The following is a 26,075-nucleotide window of genomic DNA, read 5'->3' on the forward strand; positions in this document are numbered from 1 at the left end:
ATAAAAAGATTTATGCAAAAGTTTCATTTATTTATTTTTATAATTGTTGTTCTAATAGCCCAAGCTTGTACAGTCAGTTTAATTAATACTGGTATTGATTACTCGGTTTTAGACAGTTTTTCTTTGGAACAATTTGAAGTAAAAAGCTCTAATGCACCACCAACAAGCGGGCAAACCTTTTCTGAACAGCTCAAAGATAGAATTTTGAATAATACCCGCTTAAAATATGTTGATGAAGATGGCGATGTTCAATTTTCTGGAAATGTAGTTGGCTATCAAATTTCATCACTTGCTCCGCAGGCAAACCAAACAGTTGCTTTTCAACGCTTGACAATTGAAATTGCCATCAATTATAAAGACACCAAACAAAAGGACGGCTCTAAGAACTGGACACAGACATTTTCTAGGTTCGCCAATTTTGCCGCCGATACCGATTTATCAACGGTGGAAGATGCTTTGATTCAAGAAATCTACGATCAGGTGTTAGACGATGTTTTTAATCGAGCTTTTTCTGGTTGGTAAGCAGATTATTCTTAACAAGACTTTTATAAAAACACTTCTTGGAGTACTTCATAGAACAAAGTTCATGAACTAAATACAATCTAGCAACTACGTAACTAACAAATGCAATTGTCCCAAGAAGTAATGATAACAATTCAGATTGATCCTACTAAAACCATTTTTTAATTTATGCAATGGACTGACGAAAAAATAGCAGCACTTTCTCCCAACGATTCCACAGAGCGTAGAGGACGTACCTTAGCCAACTCAACCAAGTGGAATTATATCGCTACCAATTATGAAGCCATTTGGGGAGAATGCAAAGGATCTGGTTCTCAACCCTATATTGTTCAAATCAATTTGAGTGGACCAAAATATAAATGCAGCTGCCCTGTTCGCAAACCTCCTTGCAAGCACGTTTTAGGACTCTTCTTTTTATTTGCTCAAAGCAGTGCTTTATTCAAGTACCAAGCTCCTCCCGAAGCAATTCAAAATTGGTTGTCCAAACAAAGTTCTAATAGTGTTGCCAGTCATTCCAAGACTATTGCACCTACTCTAAAAACAGAAGAAGCCCTCCAACAAGCTAAAGCAGCCAAAGAAAAACGCTGGGAACAACGGGTTCAACTCATGGCAAGCGGTATGGATGAACTGGAACTTTGGCTCACCGACCTTATTCGCCAAGGGATTGCCAATACGGCTATTCAAAAAGTTAGTTTTTGGAATCAAGTTGCTGCCAAAATGGTGGATGCCAAGTTGCCTAGAATTAGTACTTATTTAAAAGAAACCCACCAACTGATTCAAAAAAACCAAAATTGGTCGGAAATTGTTCTTGCCCGTTTGGGCGAACTTTACTTATGGACAGAATCTTTCAAAAAAAGGTCCCTGCTTACTCCTGAGCTTCAAGAAGAGTTGTATCTAAGTTTGGGTAAAATCGTCAAGAAAGCAGACGTTTTGGAACAAAACCCTAGTATAAAAGATCTTTGGTTTGTTGTAGGCAAAAAAGAAGGGGTTGACATTGAAGGACGTAGTTTTCGAAAAATCTGGCTGCAAGGTCAAAAAACAAAGCAACATGCTCTAATATTGGACTATGCTTTTGGAAATATTGGATACGAGCAACAATATATTGTCGGAGATTTGCTAGATGGCGCCTTAACTTATTATTCTAAGGCTTATCCCCAACGAGCTATTTTTGAATCTTTTGAATCTGCTCAAATTTATGAAAGCCCCAATGCAACTAGCTATAAAGATTTTAATGCTGTTTTAACACAATATGGCGAAGCTATTGTCCAAAATCCTTGGCTATTTTCTTTCCCTGTCGTTCTTTCACAATTAAGAGCATTCATGAACGACAAAAAAGAATTACTCATCAAAGATATTAACGACCATATCATTCCATTAAGTACTCTAAAGGAGGAAGTTGTATGGAAAATATTAGCTATTAGTGGTGGGAAATCCATTTGCCTTTTTGGAGAATGGGATGGTCTACACTTTGAACCATTAAGTATGTTGACAGACAATGGGACGATTAGTTTTTCGTAAACTTAAATGACCAAAAAAATTTCAAAAATGCACTAACTCCAAATTATGAACACAATACATTTTTTCACTTTACTAAGCCTTTTTTACTTACTAATCTCTTGTCAGTCCGAGCCAGCAACAACATCACCTGACCAATCTATATCAAAGAGTGATAGTAATAATACTTATAATACGCTTCCTACTGCTTCTAAAGAAGTAACTACTCCAGAAGCCTTTGAAAATGTCCCCGCAGGAGTTTATCAAAACCTAAATGAAAAATTAGCTGCCTCTACTTCTAAAAAAACAGCTAAAGAGGTTGCTCAAATGTATTATCCTGCTAAAATTTCGAATAAAACGAGCTTTGAAAAAATTGACATTCAAACTCAAAAAGAAGGAGCCCAAACCATTGTGACCATCACACACGATAACCAAAGCGAACATACTAGTATTCAAGGGCATCGAATCGTGATGACCTTAGAAGAAAAAGGGGTTCACTGGCAAATTGTTTCTATTCAACAACAATTCAAATGTTGGATTAGAAAAGAAAATGGCGCTACTTGGAGTAATGATAAATGTTCTTAGTTTTCCCTCAACAAGAAAAACTTCTACAATCGTATCGTAGAAGTTTTTTTATTCATATAATTTCGTAGCACGTTAGCAACCTAAATTGTCCTAATTAAACCCTTTTAAAACAGAAGTATTGGCACCAAAAACATTATTATTGCCATATTTGCTCACTCCTTTTTTGGCCCACTCCATCTCAATTTCTAATTTTTTCAACTCCAACATTTTAGGCGAAGATAAAATATCTTTTGTTTTAGCATCATACAAGGCAGCATCGTATTTACCTTTTGCTTCTGCAATTCTTGCCTTTGCTAAATTTGTTTGTTCCAATTCTTTTTTAGCAGCTAGAGAGTTTCTACCTTCTTGAATAGCCGTCTCCTCAGCTACTTTTGCCAATGCCTTTGGAATATCCACATCTGTAATTTGTACTCTAGCAAACTCTACATAAAATTCTGGTAGCTCTTGGCTAATAATATCACGCAATGCCGACTCTGCTTCTTTGCGTTTTTTTAGGTTCAGTTCTGAAGCGGTATACTGTGGAACCACTTCTTTTCCTGAAGATTTTAAGGTTTTTAAAATTTTGGTATCTATGTCTGTAATTTTGGTGTGAATTAAATTAACCTGATCTGGATTCAAATTATAATCCAAAGCTATCTCTACACTAGTTTCCATGTTTCTTGAGTCGTTAAAAACGAATTTCTGAACCAGTGTCTTTTCCCTTACATCGTATTCTACACAAGAATTCCATAGCCAACTAATTCCCATATCCATCCCTTCTGGCAAAATCGTTTCCATATCTGTTTTACCTCCCCAATATACTTTCACGCCCTTATGTCCAGGTTGTACTGTTGTACAAGAGCTAATAAAAAAAGCCGTTATTAATAATAAAAATAAGTGTTTCATCGTGTTTCTTTTTGTTGTGATTATTGAAGTTGTTAATAGTAGTTGACTAAATCGCTATTTTACGACTCTAGCGAACTATTTTGTATTGATATATAGAGTAAAAAAGGAGTCGTCGAATGGTTATAGATTATACATTGCAAAGTACTATGTTTTGTATATCATCTCTAATATACTAAAAGTTCATCGCAATTCTACAAGTTGTATTTCTAAGGAGTTGTTCTGCTATTCAAACATTCCCCTTTTCAAAAAAATTCCCATTAAGGTATATAGTTTTAATTACTATCTTTTATAATAGTATTAATTTTACTAATAATAGTTTTAATATCTTTGATAAAGAAATAATGATTCCTTTACAACTTTTATACTTTGTAATGGTATTTTTATATTTTTTAGCCCACCTATCTTAAGTGAAAATATTTTGAACAATTCGGCTATTATTACTATTTATAATACTCCGTTGGAACCACACAATAACCAAGGATAACGTATCAAACAATAGTAAAAACGAATTTTTTATAAAAAAACAAAGCATGATTAGTAAGCATTCCCTCGATTTTCTTTCCCAATTACAAGAAAACAACAACCGACCTTGGTTTGAGGCACACAAAGAAGATTATTTAAAAACAAAAAGAGAAGTAGAGACTTTAGTTAAAAAAGTCGAAGCAAACCTTAATAAAGTTGATAATATTGAATTTTCCAAATTGTATAGAATTTACCGTGATGTCCGTTTTTCAAAAAACAAACTCCCTTACAAAGGTTACCTTGGAGGATATTACAGGCGCTTTGGTAATGACCGCCGAGGAAGCTATACTTTTGACATTTGCCCCAATGGCAAATCTGTTGTAGGAGGCGGTTTTTTTGGTCCTAATGCTGATGATTTGTTACGCATTCGCAAAGAATTTGAAATGGACAGTTCCTATATTGAGAAGGTGACTCAAGATCCTACCTTTGTAAAATACTTTGGAGAACTACAAGGAGTTTCTTTAAAAACTGCACCAAGAGGTTTCGACAAAAACCATCCGCATATCAAGTGGTTGAGAATGAAACAATTTTTGGCTTTTAGGAATTTTGCTGACGAAGAAGTTACCCGTAAAGATTTTGCAGATCAAATGACGGAAACATTTATAGCAATTCGCCCTTTCTTTGATTACATGACCGATGTCTTGACAACAGATATGAATGGCGTTTCTATTTTGTAAAAAAAATAACTTTCTATTATGAATACAAAAATTAATGCTGCTGTCTTTGAGCATTTTCCCACCTTAGAAAGTAACCGTCTTTTATTTCGAGAATTTGAATTAAATGACTGCCAAGCAATGTTTGAGCTACGTTCTAATGTAGAAGTCATGCGCTACATGGATAGTTATCCTTACCAAACCATCGAAGATGCAGAATTAAACATTCAGCAAAATAGAACCGCCTTTATAGAAAAAACAGCGCTTAATTGGAGTATCGTAGAAAAAAGCTCTAATACCTTTATCGGTTACTTTGGTTTTTGGCGACTTTTTTGGCAAAATTGTCGAGCCGAAATAGGCTATGCCTTGCACCCCGACTACTGGGGACAAGGATACATGGATGAAACCTTAAAAACGATGATAGCCTTTGCTTTCGAACAATTCGGGCTCCACAGTATTATGGCGAATGTCAACCCTAACAATAAAAGCTCTATCCGACTGTTAGAAAAAAATAAGTTTGTACAAGAAGCCTATTTTAAAGAAGATTATTTTTTTGATGGTCGGTTCATTGACAGCATGATCTTTTCTTTGCTTGAACCTTCCTAATAAAAAAAGCCTTGAAATGGATTTTGTAGAATCTTTTTCAAGGCTTTTAATTTTAAAAGGTTATGCTATTATGCATCTAGTTATGCGCGGCGCTAGCCTTATTTTTAAAGCTAGAATATTCTCCTGGAGAACCAATCACCAATTCGATCCAATTGCCATTTTCTGTTCTAACACGGCGATCTTTACTTTTTAGAGATGAAATAGCATTGTTATAATCAGGATTAGACGATACGGTTTTCAAAAATCCATTTTGATACGAGAAATAATACCAATCACCATTCGGCGAAACAATATAAAATGTCATGGCATCTCCACGTGCTGGATCGTTCAAAATTTCCATGTGCCCCTTTACGACTTGCCCCACGTGCTTTCCTCCTATCGAAGCCAACTGTAGACGACGTCCCTTGGTAATAAAAGACTGTGTTTTGGGACTCCACAATAATTTGTTGTTTACAAAAAAGAAGGTATGAGAAAAATCATTCGGCAATTGCAAACGCTCATCATCTTTTACCTTTTTCCACATTTTATCGAACTTCTTATCGTCTGTAATGTAATTTTTCATGTGCTGATGCAATTTTTCATTTTTGATACTTGCATACAACAACTTATCAATCAACTCATCATTACTTTGCAAATCATTGACAATAACATCTCGCAAAGTTTGTGGCAAATAGAAATCTAAATTGGTAGATGTTTCAAATAAGTAATCTGATTTGGCATTTAGGAAGAACGTAAAATCCCCAACAATATCTACTAAGAAATCAGGAGCCGTAGCAGATTTAAACCCTTTGTCAAAATCAAAGCGCCCAGAAGCGGTAACTTTTGCATTTTTTTCAGAAACCGTAAACAACTTTCCTGCTTCTGCATCTCCCAACACTCTAGCAGAATCTCCGAAGATATACATGTTCTCTTCATCATCAAATTTCAACACTCCCGTTGCTGAGAAAATGCTTCTATCTGAGGGGGTTTGCTTAGGAGATAGAATAGCAGGATATAAATCCATTGTATCCAAATTTAAATACAATCCAACATGCAAGAAATCCCCTGCTGGATTTTTAGGATTATCATATTCAATGGACACATCTCGTTTATCAATTTTAGACTCAATGCCAAACCATTCTTGAGTAGGAATAACAGAAGAAGATATCTTTGCATATCCTTTAAAGGTCAACAGTTCTGATTTTGAATTCAACGAAACCTCTCCTTTAAATTTTGTACGTTTGTCCAAATGAAAATCTGCTGTATCTGCAACCATACCACTACCTACGGTTACAAATTGCCCTGCGGATTCTTGTGCAGAAGTTACGTTATCAAACTTAATTTCTTGCTCCTTATTTTCTACATTAAACTCCAAATAACCAGAAGCTTTGAATTCATTTCTACTCAACACATTGATAGATGCTCTTTGAATAACATGGTTTTGATTTAAGGTATCTGCTATGATTTTAGAATCCTCTAAAGTTCTCATATGAGAAGCTTCTTCAATTTCCACGTGCTTGTCTTTTGGATAAATAAAAGCATCTGCAACACGGATATGTTCAACCCCATCAATTTTTAACAATCCTGTATTCAAATCATAATCTGCTTTTTCTCCCAAGAACACCAACGAATCCTGTGATTGTTCCGTCGCCAAGAAAAAGCCTGTTTTTCCTTCTTGTGCATCCATAAAAATATGATCCGTTGCCATATCCCAATGGAATTGATCCAATGATGTTTGATAACTATTATAAGGCAAATCTGTTGCTAAGTCAGATTCTTGAGAAATAAAATCTCCTGTTTGCTTTTCAAAATCGATAATAGCGTCTACATTTTCATTTTCAAAAGCAAATTTCTGAACGCCTTGAGATTTGATAATAACTGCTGCCGATGGAGAAGCAATCGATTGTTTGCCAAATTTAAAGTCTCCTCCAGGATTAGATTCCAAGGTAGCCCCATACCAATCAAATGTTCCTCTTCCTAACAAACCATCGGGTGTCAATGTCAAAGAGCCTTCTAAATTAAAATCTGTCGAATCAAAGAACTGAAATGGCACTCCTTCCACAATCGCCGATTCAATGTACATACTATCGCTATAAGGTGCCCAATCAATTTGAACTTGCTCTCCTTTTACATTAGGAAATTCTACTCCATCACGAACAGATCCTGCTAAATTAAAACTATCTACATCCTCTGCACGGAATTGCTCTGGCAAAAACTCAATATACTCTGACTCTACAGTGGCTCCCAAATAATCCAATCGACCATTACCAATCAAACCTTCATTACTCACACCTACAGAGCCTTTAAAAGTTCCCTTTCCTCTCTTATCGTCTCTAATATAGATTGGATTCGGGTCGTTCCCTCTAGTTTCTGTTTCAAAACCAAGTGATAAATCGTGGTACATCACTGTTAAGTTTTGATTAATTGGCTCAAAGATATCGGCTGCATATAATTTCCCTTCAAAATTCAATTGCTCTGGTTTCAGTTCATCCATACCATCCAACATAAAAGGCTCCAATTCGTAATAAAAAGTCTCCCTAGGATAGGTTCCTTCTCCCTGTCTATTTCGCTTATCGTAATAGACCCTCGATTTACTGGTAGATTCAAAAGATGGATAAATAGGATCACTTTTCATCCTTCCCGACTTATTACTTGGAACATCGATCAACATCAAACCACTACCTCCTTCTATCACACTATTAATTGGTTCTTTTTCTTTGGTAGGCAGTTCTGTTAGGTCTTCAACTGCTCGTTCTGCTTTCGGGCGACCAGCCATGTAGCCAGCTTCTTCACCATGACGGGCACGTTTATAGATAAACAAATCCAAATAACTAATAGAATCCATTTCGACATGGAAAATATCGTAAATAAAATGGAAATCAGTTCCTGTAAAGTTACAAGCACCTCCTGACATAACACCGTTAAAATCCATGTTACGCCCCTTCAACATTTTGACCTCTCCGTTAAAAGGTCTTGCAATTACCTGCTGAGAATCACTCAATATAAACTCTTGTACTCCAAAAGTTTGAATCTCGCCCTTTTTCATATCAAATACGGCATTGGCAGGTTTTTTATTATTTCTAGAAGGTACTGACTTAATTCTAATCTTATCAAAATCGTGGTCTTTTTTCTTTGTATTCACCGAAGCTACATAGTGGAATAACTTATCACGAAGTGTGATTGTTCCTTTATCTTTGTTATAAAGAATAAAACCATCTTTTACCATTTCCAAAAACAATGGCAACGTATTGCTTAGATTAAACGAAGGATCTGGCACCACAGACATTAAGTCATAAACATCAATTGCTCCAAACTTGTAGCGCAGGGGGAATCCTTTCATAAAATCTCGATAATCTTGATCTCGCTTGATAATTTTAAAGGCAGGGTTTTTAGCGGCCCGTTCAACCTCCTCAGAAGTCAAAATGGTGATTTTTTCCATCCGTTTATCCAACAACGCAGCCAACTCATTTGCTGAAACCACCCTAGGATCTGTTTCTGCAAACTCATCATCAAAACTTTCTTCGTTTTCTGGATCACTATCATCCTCTTTTGGAGGCCACTCCCCAATTAACTCCAAAAAAGCGGTATCGATTTCTTCTTCGCCCTCTTCTTCTCTATTAAAAAATGGTTTGCCATTCTCATCACAAAGATCAGGCTGTTGCCTACAATATTCCTCATCCGACATAGGACCTTCTTGCTCCCAAGGGTTTGTACCTGGACGGACGGCTCCTAACATTTCTTGTGACTCTTTTAGTTTGTTAGAATAAACCGCAAACTTAATCAAAGGATTGATAGAGATAATATTTTGATATTTTTCAAAAAGCAACTGATCAAAATGATTTTCAGAGGCCATTTCCATATCTTGATTATTATCTCCCATTACCAATTCATCGGTATCAATAAACCAAGAAATGGACGTTACTTTCATATCCATTTCTTGCAACGAATTTGAAAAAGGCACTCTTGAAATTCGAGAATCACTTCTAGTCAAATCCAATTTTCGATTTGTAATACTATACAAGAAATTAATACTAGGGTGATAAATCGAATCTATCGTTCCATCGTCATGATTGATATACAGCGTCACTTTTGCATCTTGTGAGACAACTTTTTCTCCCTTTAAAATATCAAAACCTCCAGACTCCGCTTTAATCAACGTTTTTCCGCTTTTGTCAGTGATATATACAGTAGAAAGTCCTTTGCTGTCTCCATATCCTTTTACAGAAGCCCCTGTCATCACAAAACCTCCTCGATAAGACACCCCTTCTCCAATATCATCCATTTGAATATCTCGTGAGTTCGATTCAAAGTAAGGGTATCGCAGATTCGCAGCACTTCGACGAACCGCTCTATCTTTTAAAATACCATCGATAGGTTGTTTAAACACTGAGTTATAATACAAAACGGCATTTTGAGCAGCATAAGAAGTTCTTCTAGTTTCAATGGTGTACGTTTTTAAAAGAGCATAAGCATCTTTTGCCCCCTCAGCAGTCCAATCCACTTGACCTTTCACTCCTTTCCATTTTTGTTCCAAAGGATAATAAACCCCTTTTGCATCTTTGATGGTCAATGAGTCTTTCTTATTAAAACAATACAAAGTTGTGTTGTCGTATTTAATGGACAAAATACCATCTACGTATTTCATATCAAACACCCTTGATTCAGAACGCCATTTGTGGCTACCTTTTGAAATATCATAAAGGTTTCCTGTTTTCCAAAAACTACGACTAAATTTTAAGTAATTTTCAAATTCTAGGGTTTTACCCTCTGCTTGCCCAGCTAAAATTTCTTTGGAAATTTTAATCCATTTGTTGAAATGCTGCGAAGCCAAACCAGGATCATCCGCAAAAGTGTGAATAATATCTAAGACATGTCGAAAGAAATTGTAACGTTTCATTTTTCGAGCAATCATTTGGTTTCCCAAATCTGCTAGTCCAGCATACAACTCAGGCGTCCACTTTCCTGCCTTTTGTTTCTGCTTCATTTCTTTCATTATTTCCTCACATTCTGCCCTCTTAGTTGCCAGCATTATTTCCTCCATATACTTATAACAAGCATCAGGAGTCGTTGGAATTTCATCTACCTCATCTTGTCCCCAAGAAAAAGAGGTTCCAACAAAGAGAAAAACACTGAGTAAAGTAAATTTTAATCCATTCATAGTTATAGATTATTATTTGATCTATCGTATATATTTTATAGTTCATTGCTATACAATCGTTCGCCAAACTAAACTAGTAGGAGCTGTTCATAAAATATCATACAGTAGTAGTAGAACGAACTACTAATCTGATGAACCGTAAAACAAAACTCTTTAACTTTAGTCTAAAATCATTGTATAAGGTTATTTGTCGTCATGCTTTTATAAAAATAAGGACTTTTAGCAAGTTATTTTAAGCATTAACATTATGACAACATTAAGCAGCGCCATTGTTCTCTTTCTAATTTGCGAACTAACTTTAATCCATGTTTGGCGGCAGCCTCCAAAACTAAGGCAACATCTGCTTCCAAAAAACCAGAAGTCAACAGATGTCCTCCTTCCTTTAAACGACTTACCATTTCATCCATTGTGTTTAAAATCACATTTCTATTGATATTCGCTAGAATCACATCGTATTTTTTGAGTGGTGCTGCATCAATTTCTCCACAATAGACATTGATCTGATCGGTGCAAGCATTGATCTCAACATTCTCTACGGTATTTTCATATGCCCAAGAATCAATATCAATAGCATCCGATTCCTTAGCACCTAATTTTTGAGCTAAAATAGCCAAAACACCTGTTCCACAACCGTAATCAAACACCATACAATCTTCAAACTTCAAATCTTGCATTTGTTTCATCATCATATAAGTTGTAGCATGGTGTCCTGTTCCAAAAGACATTTTAGGTGTTACAATAATTTCATGTTCTACCGTCTCAATCGGTTCATGAAAAGTAGCTCTAACAGCACAAAAATCGTCTACTAAAACAGGTTCATAATCCGACTCCCACTTTGCATTCCAATTTTGATCTTCCAAAATCGTTCGACTAATAGTTAAGTTATATTTTGCAGTCAAAGCATTCAAATCCGCTTCTAGTTCCTTGCTACAAGCTGCTTCCTCAATATACGCCACTAAGTTTTCGTCTTCCTCACTAAACCCATTGAAATCATAATCTGCTAAGCGTGCTACCAAAATATCATTGATACTTACATCCTCTGTTTCTATTGTCAATTTCAAATAATTCATTGTCTACGTTTCTATACTGTTTTTTTATAGTTAGTAATCAGCAAAAAGAGTTTATTTTAAATAATTCTTGCTTCTTGTTATAATAATATTAGAACTTTTACGTTGTGGGATTGATTTGCTTTCCATTCTGTCAAAATACTAAAACAAAGTCATCTGACCATCATCAATAGGCTTTGTTTTTATAGAAAAACGCAAATCGCTCTTTCTTTCCAATTGTTCTATCAGGTAAATACACATCTCTGGAGATAAAATATTGTCTGGTTGATGAGAAAAGAAGTAAATTTCTCTTAATCCTTGTTTCATCCAATCCACTAATAAATCAATCCACTCGTCCACTCGTTCATAATCTGTAGGATGCAAACCATTGCCCACAAAACGTATCATTGCACTAGGTGTCGTCAAGCCCAGATGCAAGACATCTCTTCTGCCCGCAACATCTGTTATTACCGTTCCTACATCGTGACTAGCTAATAAATTGAGTAATAATTGAAAATAGTGCTCGTCTTTAAACCAGTTCTCTGCACGTACTTCTATGGCAAGAGGCACTTCATCTGTAGGAAACTTAGATAAAAACTGCTCTAAAATTGCCATTCGATTAGGACCAAAATTAGGTGGCAATTGCATAAAAGAAGTCCCCAATTTTTCCTTCAAACCTGTAATGGAGGCACAAAATAGATCAATTTGATTTCCATAAGCCCCCAAATCGTTGCTATGGCTAATAGATTGAGGAATTTTGGGTGCAAACTTAAAATCTTTTGCAGATAGATCGTACCAATTTTGAATGGTTTGAGCAGTGGGAATTCGATAATGCGTTGTATTCAGTTCTATGGTAGAGAACTGTCTGGAGTAATGGTACAAATATTCTTTGGTCTTCGCTTTTTGCGGATAATATTTACCCAACCATTCTTTCATTCCCCAACCTGTACAACCAAAATAGAAATTCGTTTTTTCACTTGTTGCAGGTAATCGTTTTAATAATTTTGTAGTATTGGGATGTACGGTTCCCATAGAAAAATCTACCTTACTGATATCTTTTAACTTTCCAAATTCCATTGATTCATAATTAAGAAGCCTAGCAGGAAAAATGTAATCTAATCATTTAGAATTAAAATTCATGCAGAAACCTTCAAGTATTAACTATTTCTTTTCTTTTCGAGCGTAAAATGCTTATTAAAGTACTTTGTCCCAACAAGCAGAGCTCCGCATCAACCAATAATAGTACAAGGTGCTATTATTTTTCTGACCACTTAGTTATAAAAACAAAAACAATACGGAATAGGTTTTGATTGATTGTATAGGAATAGTTTGTTGATTTTTCTTTAGTTCAAGGCATCTTTATTAAACTATATTCGATAGTTTATTGACTCGCTTCTTCTCTCTTTCCATACAACTCCTTCAACACTTTTAATGCTTTTTTCCCTTGGGGAGTATAGTCTCGCTCTATTTCAGATTTTTTCAAAACGGATGATATATCGGCATACCACTTCCATTGAAAACCACCTGCCCACCAAGATTTTTGACCAAAAACTTCTAACAACGCTTGCAAGGCATTCGCCTGTGCTTGCTCACTTAACTTTGCCTCTGCTTGCTTTTTTTCTAATAACCAAGCTTTATAAGCACAGCCTTCCAAACTCATATAACCAAACTCTGTAAACAAGATGGGGCGTTGCCAAATATTATAAAAAGCTTCCATACTATCTATAGTTGGCTCCCATGCCCGTTTCAATTCCGTTACATTGGGGCGCTTTTTTTTGATTAAAGGAAAATAGGCATCTATCCCAACATAGTCTAGAGCATCCCAAAAACTTACGGATGAATAAGCATCCCAATTAGATGCATAAACTAACTTTCCAGAGTAAATTGTTCGAATGTCTTGAATCAAACCTCTCCAAAATTCAGGTCGCTGAATAGCGGATAGTTTTACCTCGGTACCTACTGCAAACAACTCTACCTTCATGCTATCGGCTAGCTTTGCCATGGGTAAGATATAATTACGGTAATTGTTTTCGAACAACAGCCAATCTGCTTCATTGTCAAATTCTAAATCTCCAATCCACTGATTATAAGCCCATAACTGCGGTTTTAGAAGGACTGCTAAATTTTCTTTTTTTGCCAATTGGATCGATTGAATTAATCCTTCTTTTTTTTCACCCCACCACAAATAACCACCGTACTCAATCGTTGGCTGATCTTTATTAAAAAAAGCAAAAGGCTGAATACTAACGTAATTAACACCAATTGATTCTATGATAGGCATAGGATTCTCTTTAAAAGGATTTGGCGGAGCCATTATTGCCATTCCATTTATTTTTCCTTTCAAAAGCCCTTTCATAACAGGTGCTTGTCGATTCGGGTAAACCCAACAAGCTGCTAAATTAATTAGCATCAATATGATAAAAATTTGTTTCAAATTGCTACTTTAGAATGTTCTAGTTCTGGTATTCTAAAAATAAATTTGATCTTCCTTATGGATCAATAGTTAGCTTTGTTACTCCCGACGGTCGTGAGCTCGCTGTGCTCGGTTCGCTGCTACTATTATTGGTACAATTGCTGCAACATATCTGCTCCCATTTTTCCTTCAGGTGTATAATCTTTTGCCAAATCTTCTTCACAAGAAGCACTGACTGCATCGGCATACCATTTCCACTGAAAACCACCTGCCCACCATGCCTTAGAACCAAATACCTCTATCAAAGCATGCAAAGCATTTGCTTGCGCTTGTTCGTTAATCTCGTTAGAAGACATTTTCCCCTCTAATTCCCAAGTATTATAAGCACAACTACTAACGCTTAAATATCCAAATTCTGTAAATAAAATTGGCTTATTTATTTGTGCAGAATAAACCGAAAGTTCTTGTTCATAGGATCCCCAAGCATTCATTAAATCGCAAACAGGTGGGGTTGCTTCTGGGATCAATGGGAAATAAGCATCCACACCTACATAATCTAGTAAATCCCAAAAAGAAACATCCTGATAATCATCCCAATTAGCTGCATACGTTAAAGGTCCATCGTAAATTTGTCGAACTTGCGCAATCAAATTTCTCCAATAATTAGGGCGTTGTAAAACAAATTTTGCAATTTCGGTTCCAATGCACAATAGATCAACATCCATATTATTTGCTATTTGAGCCCACTCCAAAACTAAGTTTGTATAGTTAATTTCAAATTGATCCCATTTTGATTCTGTATCAAATTCCATGTCTCCAATCCATTCTGTTGCCGCCCAAAGTTGAGGCTTTAACATTACCTTCAAACCTCTTTGTTTGGAACGCTGAATCAACTCTATAACAGCTTGTTTAGAACTTGGTCCATGTGGGCAATCAGGCAACGGGCAAACAGATACGCTATCAATTCTAGGGTTATTTACCTCGTAATAAGCATAAGGCATGGCAGCCACCCAATTGACTCCTATGCTATTTAGGTTTTTTATAGGCGTTCCATCTATAGGGCTTTCTGCTGCTACTACTGACATTCCTCTTATTTTGTCAGTCATAAGCCCTTTTGTCACTGGAACCTCGCAAGGTAATTTATCTGCCGTACAACTTGATAGTCCAAAAATAGAGAATAGAATACTCATTTTCTTCAAAAATTGAAACACCAATGTTTTTTTCATGGTTTTAATAGGTTTATACTTTTGTAATTTAAACCAAACGGATGCATCACCGTTCGTTTTTCTATGAAAAATTTTGAATGTAGGACAGAAAAAATAAAATTACTTTAAAACTTGTGATTAAGGTCACATCGTAAAATAGGGATTATTGAAATAATAAATATTTTTTTTTACAACTTTAATAATTGACATTAGTCTGAGTACATTTTTTGCAACAAAGTTTCTGCCAATTTACCTCGAGGCGTATAGTCTCTTGCCCGCTTCCCTTCTCCCATCGAACTCGAATAATTGGGATACCATTTCCATAAAAAACCACCTGCCCACCAATCTTTGCCTGCAAAGACTTCCAACAAAGCCTGAATGGCATTTGCCTGTGCTTGTTCATTAATGCCAGCTGATGCTCTGTTTTTCTCCAACACCCAAGTTTTCCCTGCACAACCATCCAAACTCAAATACCCAAATTCAGTAAACAAAATTGGCTTGTTCCACTTTTTTGCATACCCTTCTAATTTAGTTACAATAGGTTCCCAAGCCTCTTTTAAATCACAAACAGTAGGTGTTTTTTCAAAAGAAAGTGGAAAATAGGCATTTACACCGATATAATCCAAAGCATCCCAAAAGGTAATTTTATCATAATCATCCCAATTTGGAGCGTAAGTTAACTTACCATTATATACTTTTCTAATCGATTGGATTAATTGACGCCAGTACTTTGGTCGTTGTTCCGCAGAATGGCGAATTTCAGTTCCTATACACAACATATCCATTTCCATACTATCAGCTATAGCTGCCCATTTCAAGATAAAGGTGGCATAATTTTTTTCAAATTTCTTCCAATCTTTTTCTGTGTCGAATTTCAGTTCTCCAATCCACTGATCGTGCGTCCAAAGTTGAGGTTTAAGCATCACTTTAATTCCTTTATCGTGTGCATGATTTACGGTTGTGCAAATACCCTCAGGACGCTCTCCCCACCAACCTCCATTGGAAAAACCATGTATTTCAGGCTCATTCTTTTTGAAATATGCATAAGGCAATACCGCCACCCAGTCTGTTCCCAGCGCTTTTAGTGGTAATAAGGGGTCATTTGGAAAAGGATTAGGTGGAGCTACAAACGACATGCCTTTTATTTTGTTTGACAACAACCCTGATTGTATTGCGGCATCACAATTTTCTTGGGCAAAGGTATCTACGGATAACACTTCAGTTTCTTTATCTAGAGTAGACAAAGCACCTAATGTTAAGCCAATTAAAAACAGCCCTCCTAATATTAAATAACGCATCTAATCTGCTCTTTTTATTCTCTTTTCAAAATGGACATTCTTACATTGATTGAGTGCAATGTTGTTCCACATTAACTACTTAACAAAATTTCAAAATAAATCGCAACTTATTGATAAAGTCCTTTCAAAACCTCTTCTGTCATCTTACCCTGAGGTGTGTAATCATCCGAGCGATCTTGCGAACTAGCAGCCAAATCTGCATACCACTTCCATTGAAAACCACCTGCCCACCAATCTTCCTTTCCAAATATCTCCAGCAACGCTTGAGCGGCATTTGCCTGTGCCTGTTCGTTAATAGCAGCACTACTCCGATTCTTTTCCAACTCCCAAGTTTTATAAGCACAGCCATCCAAACTTAGATAGCCCCACTCTGTAAATAAAATAGGCTTATTCCACTTTGTTGAAAACGTTTTTAAACGTTCAAACGTTGGTTCCCATGCTGTTTTTAAATCACAAACCTTGGGAGTAGCATCTGGCAACAATGAGAAATAAGCATCTACACCTATATAATCTAATTTGTCCCAAAATGTAATTTGGTCGTATTCATCCCAATTAGGAGCATAAGTAATCGGACCACTATATATTTGGCGGATAGAATCAATTAAATTATTCCAATAAGTTGGATGATTCATTGCGGATTCCTTGATCTCTGTTCCTATGCAAAAAATATCTACCTCTAAGTCTTCAGCAATGCCCGCCCAATAACAGATAAAACTTGTATAATCTGCGTGAAATTGATCCCATTCCTGTTGTGTTGGGTACTCCATATCCCCAATCCACCCCTGCCAAGACCAAAGCTGTGGTTTCAGCATTGTTTTCATTCCTTGTGCAACCGCCAAATTATGACTGGTCGTTATCCCCACTTTAGTTTCTCCCCACCACCCACCGGCGGTTCCAGTCGTGTCAAATGAAATCGTTGCATTACTTTGGTCAAAAAAACCAAAGGGTAATAAAGCTACCCAGTTAATACCTAAAGCATTCATCTCTTCCATCGGGTCTTGAACAAACGGGTTGCGTGGAGCAGTTAAGGACATACCACAAACTTTAGCTTTTAGTAAGCCTTTCTGAACAGGAGCTTCACAAGTATCGACAGGTCGGCAGCCTATTGTACTTATTACGAATAGAAAGATAGAACTCAAAAATAATCTATTATACATAATATTAGAATTAAGAAAGTTACATAAGGCTTACAACCGAAGCCTGAGAAATGATACAAGATGGGGGCTTTTATTTTTATGTGTCCTCTTTCTAGTAATTCTATAGAGATTTAAAATATTTTCATTGCAAAAGCAATTCTTCACAAGAAGGTATTACTTTAGCAACCCAAAATACATCAATTTTAATCGCTTCATTATACAACATAAAATGGGAACAACAACGTATTTAGTTGTAATTATTTTTTTGGGTAGTTTGGTAAATTCTACTTTTGGTTTTGGTTTTGCTTTAACAACAGTTCCTTTGCTTTCTCTCTTTTTTGGACTCAATACACTTGGTCCCTTAATTCCTCTCCTATTTCTCACTTCAGGAATTCTTATCGTTTTTCAGGGCAGAAAGAATGTGCAATTCAAAAGTGTTATTCCGCTAGCTTTAGCTGCCACATTAATTATTCCAATTGGCGTTTATTTGAATAAATATGGTCCAGAAATGATTATGAAATTGATTTTAGGCATTTTTATTGTTATTTTTTCTATCTACAATCTAAAAACGCCTGTATTACCCAAACTCAATGATAATAAAACAGCTCCTATTTTTGGAGGACTTTCTGGGTTGTTTGCAGGAATATGTAATATTTCTGGTCCACCAGCAGTTATTTATGCAGCCCTACGACAGTGGCAACCCAATATATTTAGAGTTACTTTGCAAGCTTATTTTTTATATGTAAATTGTATTGTTATCAGCAGCCATGTTTATATTCGATCTTATGATAATCCTAATATTGTACTTTATTACTTAATTGCACTTCCATCAATGCTTTTGGCCATACCTATTGGAAAAAAAATTAACCAGTCTATTAAGAGTCCCCAAAAATTCAATAAATATGTTTATGGACTCATGCTTTTTTCTGGAGTATTACTCATTGTTAAAAGTATCAACACGATTCTATAAATTATTCTTAATTGCAACTCAGCTACCATCATGCAAAACTTAGGGCTTTTATACGATGAAGCTTTGAAAGCAAAAAAATTCAGAGCTTTGATTGACCAAAAAACAAAAATCATCCAAAAACATGGAAAAGCAGGTGTTCTATATTTATTACAAAAAGAAAACCTTGGCAACTGTTCCTTTTTAGAAGACGTAAAAGACGAAACTTGCCCATGGTTTCAATACAAACACGATAGCCCTGCTTCAGCTGTTACAAAAATTTGGTCTCCCCTAGACAAGTTGTTACCACAGTTTTTAGATCTTTTTAAAGCACGTTGCAAGTATATTTTGACAATTGAACAGCATAAAAATTGGCAACTAATTTATTTGATTGAAGCATTAATGGACAATGGAACTCCTTTTTATCTCTTTTACAATGGAGGCGCACCAATAGATGAGGCTGCTGAATTCGAGCGCCGCAGCATCAGCCAAAAGTATCAACATAACTTAGGTCTATTTTACCAAGTACATAACGGCTTTGGCGAACTATATAGAGAATCTGTATTGCCCTTCGATGAACTAAGCAAAATAAAAGTGGATGGTATTTTTTATTGGAGCTTTTTCGATTTTGTAAGCAAGGCAAGACAATGCATTAAGGCAAACGAACTCGTTTTGCCTAATCCAATTACTTATGACCATGATAAAGGTATTCTTCAAGCCTATCATCCCTTTTGGCAATTCTTAGACGAACGTTTGGCTTTGATTGATGAATAACAAATCGACCACCAATGAGATGGGTTGCAGATAAACAGAGATTAAATCGTAAAAAGCCAATCCAAGAAGAACAACAACAGAAGTTTTTTTCTTTTTTTTAAAGATTTTTTTTTTGTTTCTTAGAACAATAAATCATAAATCAAGTTTATATATAGTAGAAACTATTAGCCTCCTATCTTGTCCTTTTTTTAGTTCCCCAATAATATTATCAATATATTTTTAATTAAGGACTATATATATGTAGTAAAAATTATAAAATTCCCATGAGAATTGTATTTTAGCAAGATATTTGTGAAACCTTTGAATTAGGTAATTACTGCCTATACGAACAAATATATTTTAACGCTTTTTTTTATTTAGTTTAAACTTTTAATGACATTATGAAAAACTTAATCATTTTATTTTTAGCTGCTATTTTCGTTATTTCATGTGAGAATGATCCATGTAAAGACGTAGTTTGTGGTGACCAAGGTACTTGTACAGAAGGTATTTGTGTTTGTACAGAAGGATACGAGCAAGATGCTGCTGGGCTTTGTAACACAGAAATGCGTGCTAAATTCATCGGTAGCTGGGTTGTTTCTGATAGTTGTAGCACTTCTGGTACTGCTAGTTACACAGTAACTACAACCAATACAAGTTCTAACATCAAGAAGTTTAATGTTACTAATTTCTGGGATCAATTTACAAACGTAGTAGTTGCAGATGTTTCTTCTTCTACAGAATTCAGTATTTCTCGTCAAGAGCCAGACAATGACAAATTCTTTGTAGAGTCTGTAGGTACTGGTAGCATTAGTGGAAACACTATTACTATAAAGTATGTTGTTTCTGATGAAACAGATGCAAACAACATCAAGAGAGATACATGTATGTCTACTTGGGTAAAATAATAAGATACTGTTGCATTTAACTTATAGAGTTAAATCTCAAATAAAGACTGGTTACACGGCAGCGTGTAATCAGTTTTTTATTTTGTTCCATTTCATTTTCTTTCTAATCTATGTCAACAATAGATTCTTGGCTTGCCCCAAGAACAAAAACCAAGATTTACGCTTTTACTCTGCCCAGACTTTTGTTTCTGTTGCACAAAACAACTCCTGATAACCCCAAAAATAAAAAGCAGAATAAGTTCCATTGGAACCTATCCTGCCATTATCATTAAGCGAATAAATTATGCCATTACAATAATTTATTTACCGCCCATTTTGCTTTTCTTTTTGTCTGTAGAAGTGGTACCTTCTCCAGATTTACTATCGCCACTCATTTTTCCTTTTTTACCGTCAACTGAAGCATCTTTTTCACCACTCATTTTTCCTTTCTTTCCAGTTGTTGGGGTTGGCTTAGTAGTAGTAGTTGGCTCATCATTGCCCCCTGTGGTAGTTGTTGTTGTAGTTGTTGTTCCACCTTGAGAACTTCCACCACCTGTAGTTGTTGTTGTCACAACAGTATTGCCACCTTCCGAAGCTTCAGCTCCTGCATTTTGCAATTCTGTCCAGTGAGCTTGTGCTGCAGCCAAAGCCTGTGCTTTACAAAGTTGCTCTTGCTCCATTTTAAAATCTGTTACCAATTGTTGGTAAGCTGTTTCTACTTTTTGTTCATCTGTTTGAGCATCATCAAATGCCATAAATGCACCAGCGCCTAAAAATGTAAGACACAATGCACCCACCTTATATAATCTTGTTTTTTTCATAATATTAGACTCGATTTTGGATTATTCAAATTATTATTCAAACTAGCTGTACTCTTACTAATTTGCCATTTTGATAGAATCTAAAGCTGCTGCTGTATATGCTGCCATATTAGATTCACAATCTGCTGCTGCCTCCTCTTGTAGCTCAACTTTAGCTTCATCAAACTTCTTTTGTGCTTCTGCTTGAATTTCTTCTGCGGACATTCCACCACCACAGCTAAAAAGAGTTGCAGATGCTAGCAAAACAGCAGAAAAACGTAATATATTCGTTTTCATGTAAAAACTTTTTTTAAAATTATTAAATATAATTAAGTACTCTAAATGTTCAATTACGCTCCTTTGATTTGGCAACCAAAGGATATAAGATGTTTTAATCTCTCATAAATGTCACTCAATGAAGTTAGACATTTTATTTTAAATAAAATCTTTTTTTTTTTACTTTTTTGAGACAATTAACATAGTAAAATAACAGTTTTTCAAACAAATTGTTCATTTAAAAGCTTTTTTACTTGGCTCAAATAACCAACAACCTGCTTGCGCTTACCTTGCAATATATGCAAAAGTTATGAACTTTAAACAAGGGATAAAGCAAACTTTTTAGATAAAACTAGCTTTAGCTTTTTTCTATATAAATATTCTTACTAATTTAGTATTGGGTCAACTATTAGCAACTTAACATTCTGGTACTCGGACGGAGACATTGATTGCCAAACCACCTTCCGACGTTTCCTTATATTTATCACTCATATCCAAAGCTGTTTCTTTCATGGTTTTAATAACGCTATCTAGGCTCACTTTTGCCTTAGTAGGATCGCTAGTTAAGGCTATTTGGCAAGCCGTCAATGCTTTCATCGCCCCCATTGTATTCCGTTCAATACAAGGCACCTGAACCAAACCACTAATTGGATCACAAGTTAACCCCAAATGATGTTCCATTGCGATTTCGGCAGCAATCAAAACTTGCTGAGGTGTTCCTCCCAAGCACTCCGTCAAACCAGCAGCTGCCATTGCAGAAGAAACGCCTATTTCTGCCTGACAACCTCCAAGCGCTGCCGATATTGTCGAGCCTTTTTTAAACAATGACCCAATTTCAGACGCGGTCAAAATAAATCGAATCACATCCTTATTGCCTCTGTTGGGATAAAAACACAAGTAAAACATCAGTACAGCTGGAATGACTCCTGCCGCTCCATTGGTTGGCGCTGTTACGACACGACCAAAAGCAGCATTTTCTTCGTTTACAGCCAAAGCAAAACAACTAATCCAATTGACTACATTGCTAAAACTTGGATTGACAACCTGAATCAAACGAATCCAATCATCTATATCTTTTGTTTGTACTCCATTTAGTAATTTATTATTAAAACGATAGGCTCTTCGCTCTACTTCTAAACCACCTGGCAAAATCCCTTCAGTATGACAACCTCTGTGAATACAAGCTTTCATAGTGTTCCATATTTCCAAAATTCCTTTTCTAATCTCCTTTCTAGATCTTAGACTTAGCTCATTTTTCATGACAATTTCAGAAATTGGCAAACCAGTTACTCCTACCCATTTCAACAAATCCTTCTCCGTCTGAATTAAATATGGAAAGTTCGGTTTTTCGGGTTCTTGATTTTCTTGTCGAACAGTGGGATCTCCTTCTTGTGTTACAAATCCCCCTCCTATAGAATAGTAGGTTTCCTCCATTCTCGTTTCATCCTCTAACACAGCGACAAAAGTTAATGCATTGGGATGCGCAGGAAGATTTTTGTAAATAAACTCAATGTTTTCTAACGGGATAAATGGGATATTATAAGAACGATTAATTCCCAAGAGACTGCTTTTATACACTTGCTCTATATATCGATCTATTTTTTTTGTTTTAATTGTTTTGGGGTTGTATCCCATCAAGCCCAACATTACCGCTATATCGGTTCCATGACCTTGACCTGTTTTAGCCAAGGAGCCATACAATTTAACACTAACGGTAATTATTTTTCGGTCACCAACCTTTTTTAAAAAGGATAAAGCCGCTACCCAAGGTCCCATTGTATGGGAACTCGAAGGCCCTACTCCTATTTTAAAAATATCAAAAACACTAATTTCTTCCATAGTAGTAAAAGGAGTAAATAAAATTGAGTTTTGTTATCAATAAAAATAGTCTACTAAAACCATGTTAGTCCTCCTCTATGTCAGAAGTAGCCAACTAACGATGTTCATTGAACTGATATTTGGTGAAAGTTCTATTCAAAGATAAAGTACCACATTGAAGAATACTAACAATAATTAAAAAAAAACACTATATTTTTTTAATTAAAAAAAGCACAAAAAAAAGTCTTCAAGAATACACCTTGAAGACTTTAAAAGAGCGAAAAACGAGATTCGAACTCGCGACCCCAACCTTGGCAAGGTTGTGCTCTACCAGCTGAGCTATTTTCGCTTATCATTTTCTGCGAGTGCAAATATAAGACACAATTTATTTTTTGACAAAATTTTTAAGCTATTTTTTTTATTTTTTTCATTTTTTTATCGACATTTAAGATAACCACATCAACCAACACTCCTGATTCTGCCCAAAAGGCAACGCCCCACATTACAAACATCACTTAACTTAACTTGTTGTATTCTAATATTTTCTTATTTTTAAAACGCAACAAATAATTTTAATATTACATGAAAAGCTACAGTACAACGTCTTTATTAATTTTTCTTGCCATTTTATTTTCTTTTCAGTCTAGTCAAGCACAAATTTCAGATTTCAACCTAACTTCCGTTAGCAACCTTCCCTATACTCAAGAATTAAACGACATTTGGGGATATGTAGATGCTACGGGGGTTGAGTATGCTTTGGTTGGTACTCGAACTGGAACTTCTATAGTGAGTTTGGCAAATCCTAATGCCCCTTCAGAAGTTTTGTTTATTCCTGGAGCCACCTCTATTTGGCGAGATCTAAAAACATGGGGTAATTTTGCCTACGTCACATCAGACCAAGGAAATGATGGTTTACTAATTATAGATTTGTCTCCTCTCCCAAGTGGCACCCCTAGTTATCAATTTTGGAGACCAGAACTCACCATCAACAGCTCAACAGACACCCTTAATAGAGCACATAACCTCTATATTGACGAGGGGGGATTTTGTTACATTGCAGGTAGCAATATCAGCACAGGAGAAACATTTATACTGGATGTACATACTACTCCTGGTAACCCTATACTATTAGGTGCAACCTCTCCTGTTTACGCGCACGATGCCTATGCTAGAGGGGATACGCTTTGGACTTCTGATATTAATAATGGTACGTTTTCTGTATACGATGTTAGTAATAAGAACGCTCCTGTCATCTTAGGCAACCAAACAACACCTCGAAACTTTGCACACAACGCATGGATTTCGGATGATGGGAATGCACTCTTTACCACTGATGAAAAATCTAATGCTTGGGTCGCGTCTTTTAATGTTTCAGACTTAGGCAATATCAAAGAATTGGACCGATATAGAACGCCTACTCCCAATACAATTCCTCATAATACACACACGTACAACGATTATTTAGTTACCTCTTATTATACCGACGGTCTTATTATTATTGACGCTAGTCGTCCCGACAACTTGATTGAGGTAGGACGCTATGATACTTATAACTTAAGTCCTGAAACTGGTTTCTTTGGTGCTTGGGGTGCTTACCCTTATTTGCCTTCTGGCTTAGTACTCGTCTCTGATATTAATACAGGACTGCATGTTCTACAACCCAACTATCAACGTGCCTGCTGGTTGGAAGGAATTGTTACTGATCAAGCAACATCTAGCGTTCTATTCGATGTAGATGTCCAAATTTTAAATACACATTCTAACGACGCGACCGATTTCATGGGCACCTATAAAACTGGAATGGGAATAGCTGGAACATACGATGTAGAATTCAAAAAAGCTGGCTATATTCCTCAGACAATTTCGGTTACTCTAACCAATGGAATTGTAACTACACAAAATGTACAGTTGGTTCCCGCCACAGCCTTTACTTTAACAGGTCAAGTCGTAGATAGTATCAATCCTAGTATTGGTCTTTCAAATGCTATTGTCAACCTACAAAGTTCGCTTTATGAGTATACCACTACAGCAGATGCTAATGGTAATTTTAGTGTTACGATTTATCCCGACAACGACTATAAAGTTATAGCTGGAAAATGGGGGCATCATGCCAAACTTTTTGAGTTAGTTGCTTTGGATTCTACTGCGATTCCTGCCCAAGTTTATCCTTTGCGAAGAGGCTATAAAGATGAATTTGTTCTAGATTATAGGTGGTCAGAATTTGGAAACGCTACTTCTGGAAAATGGGAACGCGGTATCCCTGCTCCTTTGTCTACTTGGCAAGGTAGTGTACTTCCTGAAGAAGGTGATTTAACGGGTGATATTGGAGTATATTGCCTAATCACAGGTAATAATGGGAATGGCATACATGGTGCAGATGACGTAGACAATGGTGCTACAACGATTGTTTCTCCTATCATGGATTTAAGTGGTATAACAAATCCTATTCTAAACTACCATTATTTCTTTAACGTCAACTGGCCTCCAAGTGGAACGGACTCTTTTACGGTTTATATAACCAATGGTACAGACACCGCTATACTTGCTAGTAGCACTGCTCCACAATACAGTTGGTCTGCTAAGCAATCTATTTCTATTGCTGACTACATCAGCCTAACTAACACAATGCGTGTTTATTTTCAAGTAAATGATGCTAGTGGAACTGCTTTAGAGGCGCTTGTCGATTTATTCGAAATCTCAGACTCCAATGCGACATCTGTCCATGTTCTTCCTACTCAAGATATTAATGTTAACTATTATCCAAACCCATTCAAACAAAGCATTCAACTTGATTATGAAATAGATAATAATAATCTTCAAAATATTTCATTAGAAGTATACAATACTTTAGGACAAATAGTTGAAAGACAAATATTGCCTCCTGTCTCTAGTCAGTTAAACCTAGGGAGACACTGGGAAGCAGGCATATACTTTATAAAAATAGGTAACAAAACAATCAAAGTCATTAAATCAGAATCATAGTACCGTTCATTTATTAACACAAGGAATGGATACAAAATCCCAACTTTTGTATCCATTCCTTGTTATATTATAACTAATCATCACTCACTAAAATTTTATAAAATCAAAAAA

Annotated in this window: 20 protein-coding genes and 1 tRNA gene; 9 read left to right on the top strand and 12 right to left on the bottom strand. The window is 35.9% G+C overall.

What is annotated here, in order from left to right:
• Positions 1–12: 12 nt before the first annotated feature.
• The 3 genes from lptE to QP953_RS16945 all read left to right on the top strand — a co-directional run bounded on the left by lptE (position 13) and on the right by QP953_RS16945 (position 2,601).
• Positions 13–522: an LPS assembly lipoprotein LptE gene (gene lptE / locus QP953_RS16935; RefSeq protein WP_052591991.1), complete on the top strand. Its 510-nt coding sequence runs from the start codon at positions 13–15 to the stop codon at positions 520–522.
• A 168-nt stretch (positions 523–690) separates the two neighbouring features.
• Positions 691–2,040, top strand: a complete 1,350-nt coding sequence (locus QP953_RS16940) for an SWIM zinc finger family protein (protein WP_309551989.1) — start codon at positions 691–693, stop codon at positions 2,038–2,040.
• Positions 2,041–2,085: 45 nt separating this feature from the next.
• Positions 2,086–2,601, top strand: a complete 516-nt coding sequence (locus tag QP953_RS16945) for a hypothetical protein (protein ID WP_309551991.1) — start codon at positions 2,086–2,088, stop codon at positions 2,599–2,601.
• A 90-nt stretch (positions 2,602–2,691) separates the two neighbouring features.
• Here QP953_RS16945 and QP953_RS16950 read toward each other — a convergent pair whose 3' ends face one another.
• Positions 2,692–3,486: an SPFH domain-containing protein gene (locus QP953_RS16950; RefSeq protein ID WP_052591985.1), complete on the bottom strand. Its 795-nt coding sequence runs from the start codon at positions 3,484–3,486 to the stop codon at positions 2,692–2,694.
• A 530-nt stretch (positions 3,487–4,016) separates the two neighbouring features.
• Here QP953_RS16950 and QP953_RS16955 point away from each other — a divergent pair.
• Both QP953_RS16955 and QP953_RS16960 read left to right on the top strand, forming a co-directional pair.
• Complete coding sequence (locus QP953_RS16955) at positions 4,017–4,685, top strand: DUF2461 domain-containing protein (protein WP_309551993.1); 669 nt, start codon at positions 4,017–4,019, stop codon at positions 4,683–4,685.
• 18 nt (positions 4,686–4,703) lie between these two features.
• The gene (locus tag QP953_RS16960) at positions 4,704–5,267 is read left to right on the top strand and encodes a GNAT family N-acetyltransferase (protein ID WP_309551994.1); all 564 of its coding nucleotides are present in this window, start codon (positions 4,704–4,706) and stop codon (positions 5,265–5,267) included.
• Positions 5,268–5,343: 76 nt separating this feature from the next.
• On the opposite strand, the gene QP953_RS16965 is transcribed toward QP953_RS16960, so the two are convergent.
• The 7 genes from QP953_RS16965 to QP953_RS16995 all read right to left on the bottom strand — a co-directional run bounded on the left by QP953_RS16965 (position 5,344) and on the right by QP953_RS16995 (position 17,523).
• Entirely contained in the window at positions 5,344–10,404 is a 5,061-nt protein-coding gene (locus QP953_RS16965) for a hypothetical protein (RefSeq protein WP_309551995.1), read from the bottom strand.
• Between the two features lie 245 nt (positions 10,405–10,649).
• On the bottom strand, positions 10,650–11,474 hold the full coding sequence (gene prmA, locus QP953_RS16970; protein WP_309551997.1) for a 50S ribosomal protein L11 methyltransferase: 825 nt from the start codon (positions 11,472–11,474) through the stop codon (positions 10,650–10,652).
• 138 nt (positions 11,475–11,612) lie between these two features.
• A complete protein-coding gene (locus tag QP953_RS16975; RefSeq protein ID WP_052591974.1) occupies positions 11,613–12,527 on the bottom strand; it encodes a DUF72 domain-containing protein in 915 nt (304 codons plus the stop codon).
• A gap of 304 nt (positions 12,528–12,831) precedes the next feature.
• Positions 12,832–13,860, bottom strand: coding sequence for a glycoside hydrolase family 113 (locus tag QP953_RS16980; protein WP_309551998.1), 1,029 nt, complete (start codon positions 13,858–13,860; stop codon positions 12,832–12,834).
• Positions 13,861–14,009: 149 nt separating this feature from the next.
• The gene (locus QP953_RS16985) at positions 14,010–15,089 is read right to left on the bottom strand and encodes a glycoside hydrolase family 113 (RefSeq protein WP_052591971.1); all 1,080 of its coding nucleotides are present in this window, start codon (positions 15,087–15,089) and stop codon (positions 14,010–14,012) included.
• Between the two features lie 188 nt (positions 15,090–15,277).
• Entirely contained in the window at positions 15,278–16,366 is a 1,089-nt protein-coding gene (locus QP953_RS16990; protein ID WP_309551999.1) for a glycoside hydrolase family 113, read from the bottom strand.
• A gap of 107 nt (positions 16,367–16,473) precedes the next feature.
• Positions 16,474–17,523, bottom strand: a complete 1,050-nt coding sequence (locus QP953_RS16995) for a glycoside hydrolase family 113 (protein WP_309552000.1) — start codon at positions 17,521–17,523, stop codon at positions 16,474–16,476.
• Between the two features lie 124 nt (positions 17,524–17,647).
• On the opposite strand from QP953_RS16995, the gene QP953_RS17000 reads away from it, so the two are divergent.
• The 3 genes from QP953_RS17000 to QP953_RS17010 all read left to right on the top strand — a co-directional run bounded on the left by QP953_RS17000 (position 17,648) and on the right by QP953_RS17010 (position 20,109).
• Positions 17,648–18,472 (top strand): sulfite exporter TauE/SafE family protein, encoded by an 825-nt coding sequence (locus QP953_RS17000; protein ID WP_309552001.1) that lies wholly within the window; start codon positions 17,648–17,650, stop codon positions 18,470–18,472.
• Between the two features lie 30 nt (positions 18,473–18,502).
• Positions 18,503–19,222, top strand: coding sequence for a hypothetical protein (locus tag QP953_RS17005; protein WP_309552003.1), 720 nt, complete (start codon positions 18,503–18,505; stop codon positions 19,220–19,222).
• Between the two features lie 380 nt (positions 19,223–19,602).
• A complete protein-coding gene (locus QP953_RS17010; RefSeq protein ID WP_309552004.1) occupies positions 19,603–20,109 on the top strand; it encodes a hypothetical protein in 507 nt (168 codons plus the stop codon).
• Between the two features lie 299 nt (positions 20,110–20,408).
• Here the strand turns inward: QP953_RS17010 and QP953_RS17015 are convergent, their stop codons facing one another.
• The 4 genes from QP953_RS17015 to QP953_RS17030 all read right to left on the bottom strand — a co-directional run bounded on the left by QP953_RS17015 (position 20,409) and on the right by QP953_RS17030 (position 23,331).
• A complete protein-coding gene (locus tag QP953_RS17015; RefSeq protein WP_052599612.1) occupies positions 20,409–20,909 on the bottom strand; it encodes a hypothetical protein in 501 nt (166 codons plus the stop codon).
• A gap of 57 nt (positions 20,910–20,966) precedes the next feature.
• Positions 20,967–21,185: a hypothetical protein gene (locus QP953_RS17020; protein ID WP_052599609.1), complete on the bottom strand. Its 219-nt coding sequence runs from the start codon at positions 21,183–21,185 to the stop codon at positions 20,967–20,969.
• Positions 21,186–21,581: 396 nt separating this feature from the next.
• A complete protein-coding gene (locus QP953_RS17025; protein WP_052599606.1) occupies positions 21,582–23,003 on the bottom strand; it encodes an L-serine ammonia-lyase in 1,422 nt (473 codons plus the stop codon).
• Between the two features lie 255 nt (positions 23,004–23,258).
• Positions 23,259–23,331: transfer RNA gene (locus tag QP953_RS17030), tRNA-Gly, on the bottom strand.
• A 233-nt stretch (positions 23,332–23,564) separates the two neighbouring features.
• Here QP953_RS17030 and QP953_RS17035 point away from each other — a divergent pair.
• The gene (locus QP953_RS17035; protein ID WP_309552006.1) at positions 23,565–25,964 is read left to right on the top strand and encodes a choice-of-anchor B family protein; all 2,400 of its coding nucleotides are present in this window, start codon (positions 23,565–23,567) and stop codon (positions 25,962–25,964) included.
• Positions 25,965–26,075 lie beyond the last annotated feature (111 nt).

Source organism: Aureispira sp. CCB-E (assembly GCF_031326345.1).
In the GTDB taxonomy this organism is placed as follows: domain Bacteria; phylum Bacteroidota; class Bacteroidia; order Chitinophagales; family Saprospiraceae; genus Aureispira.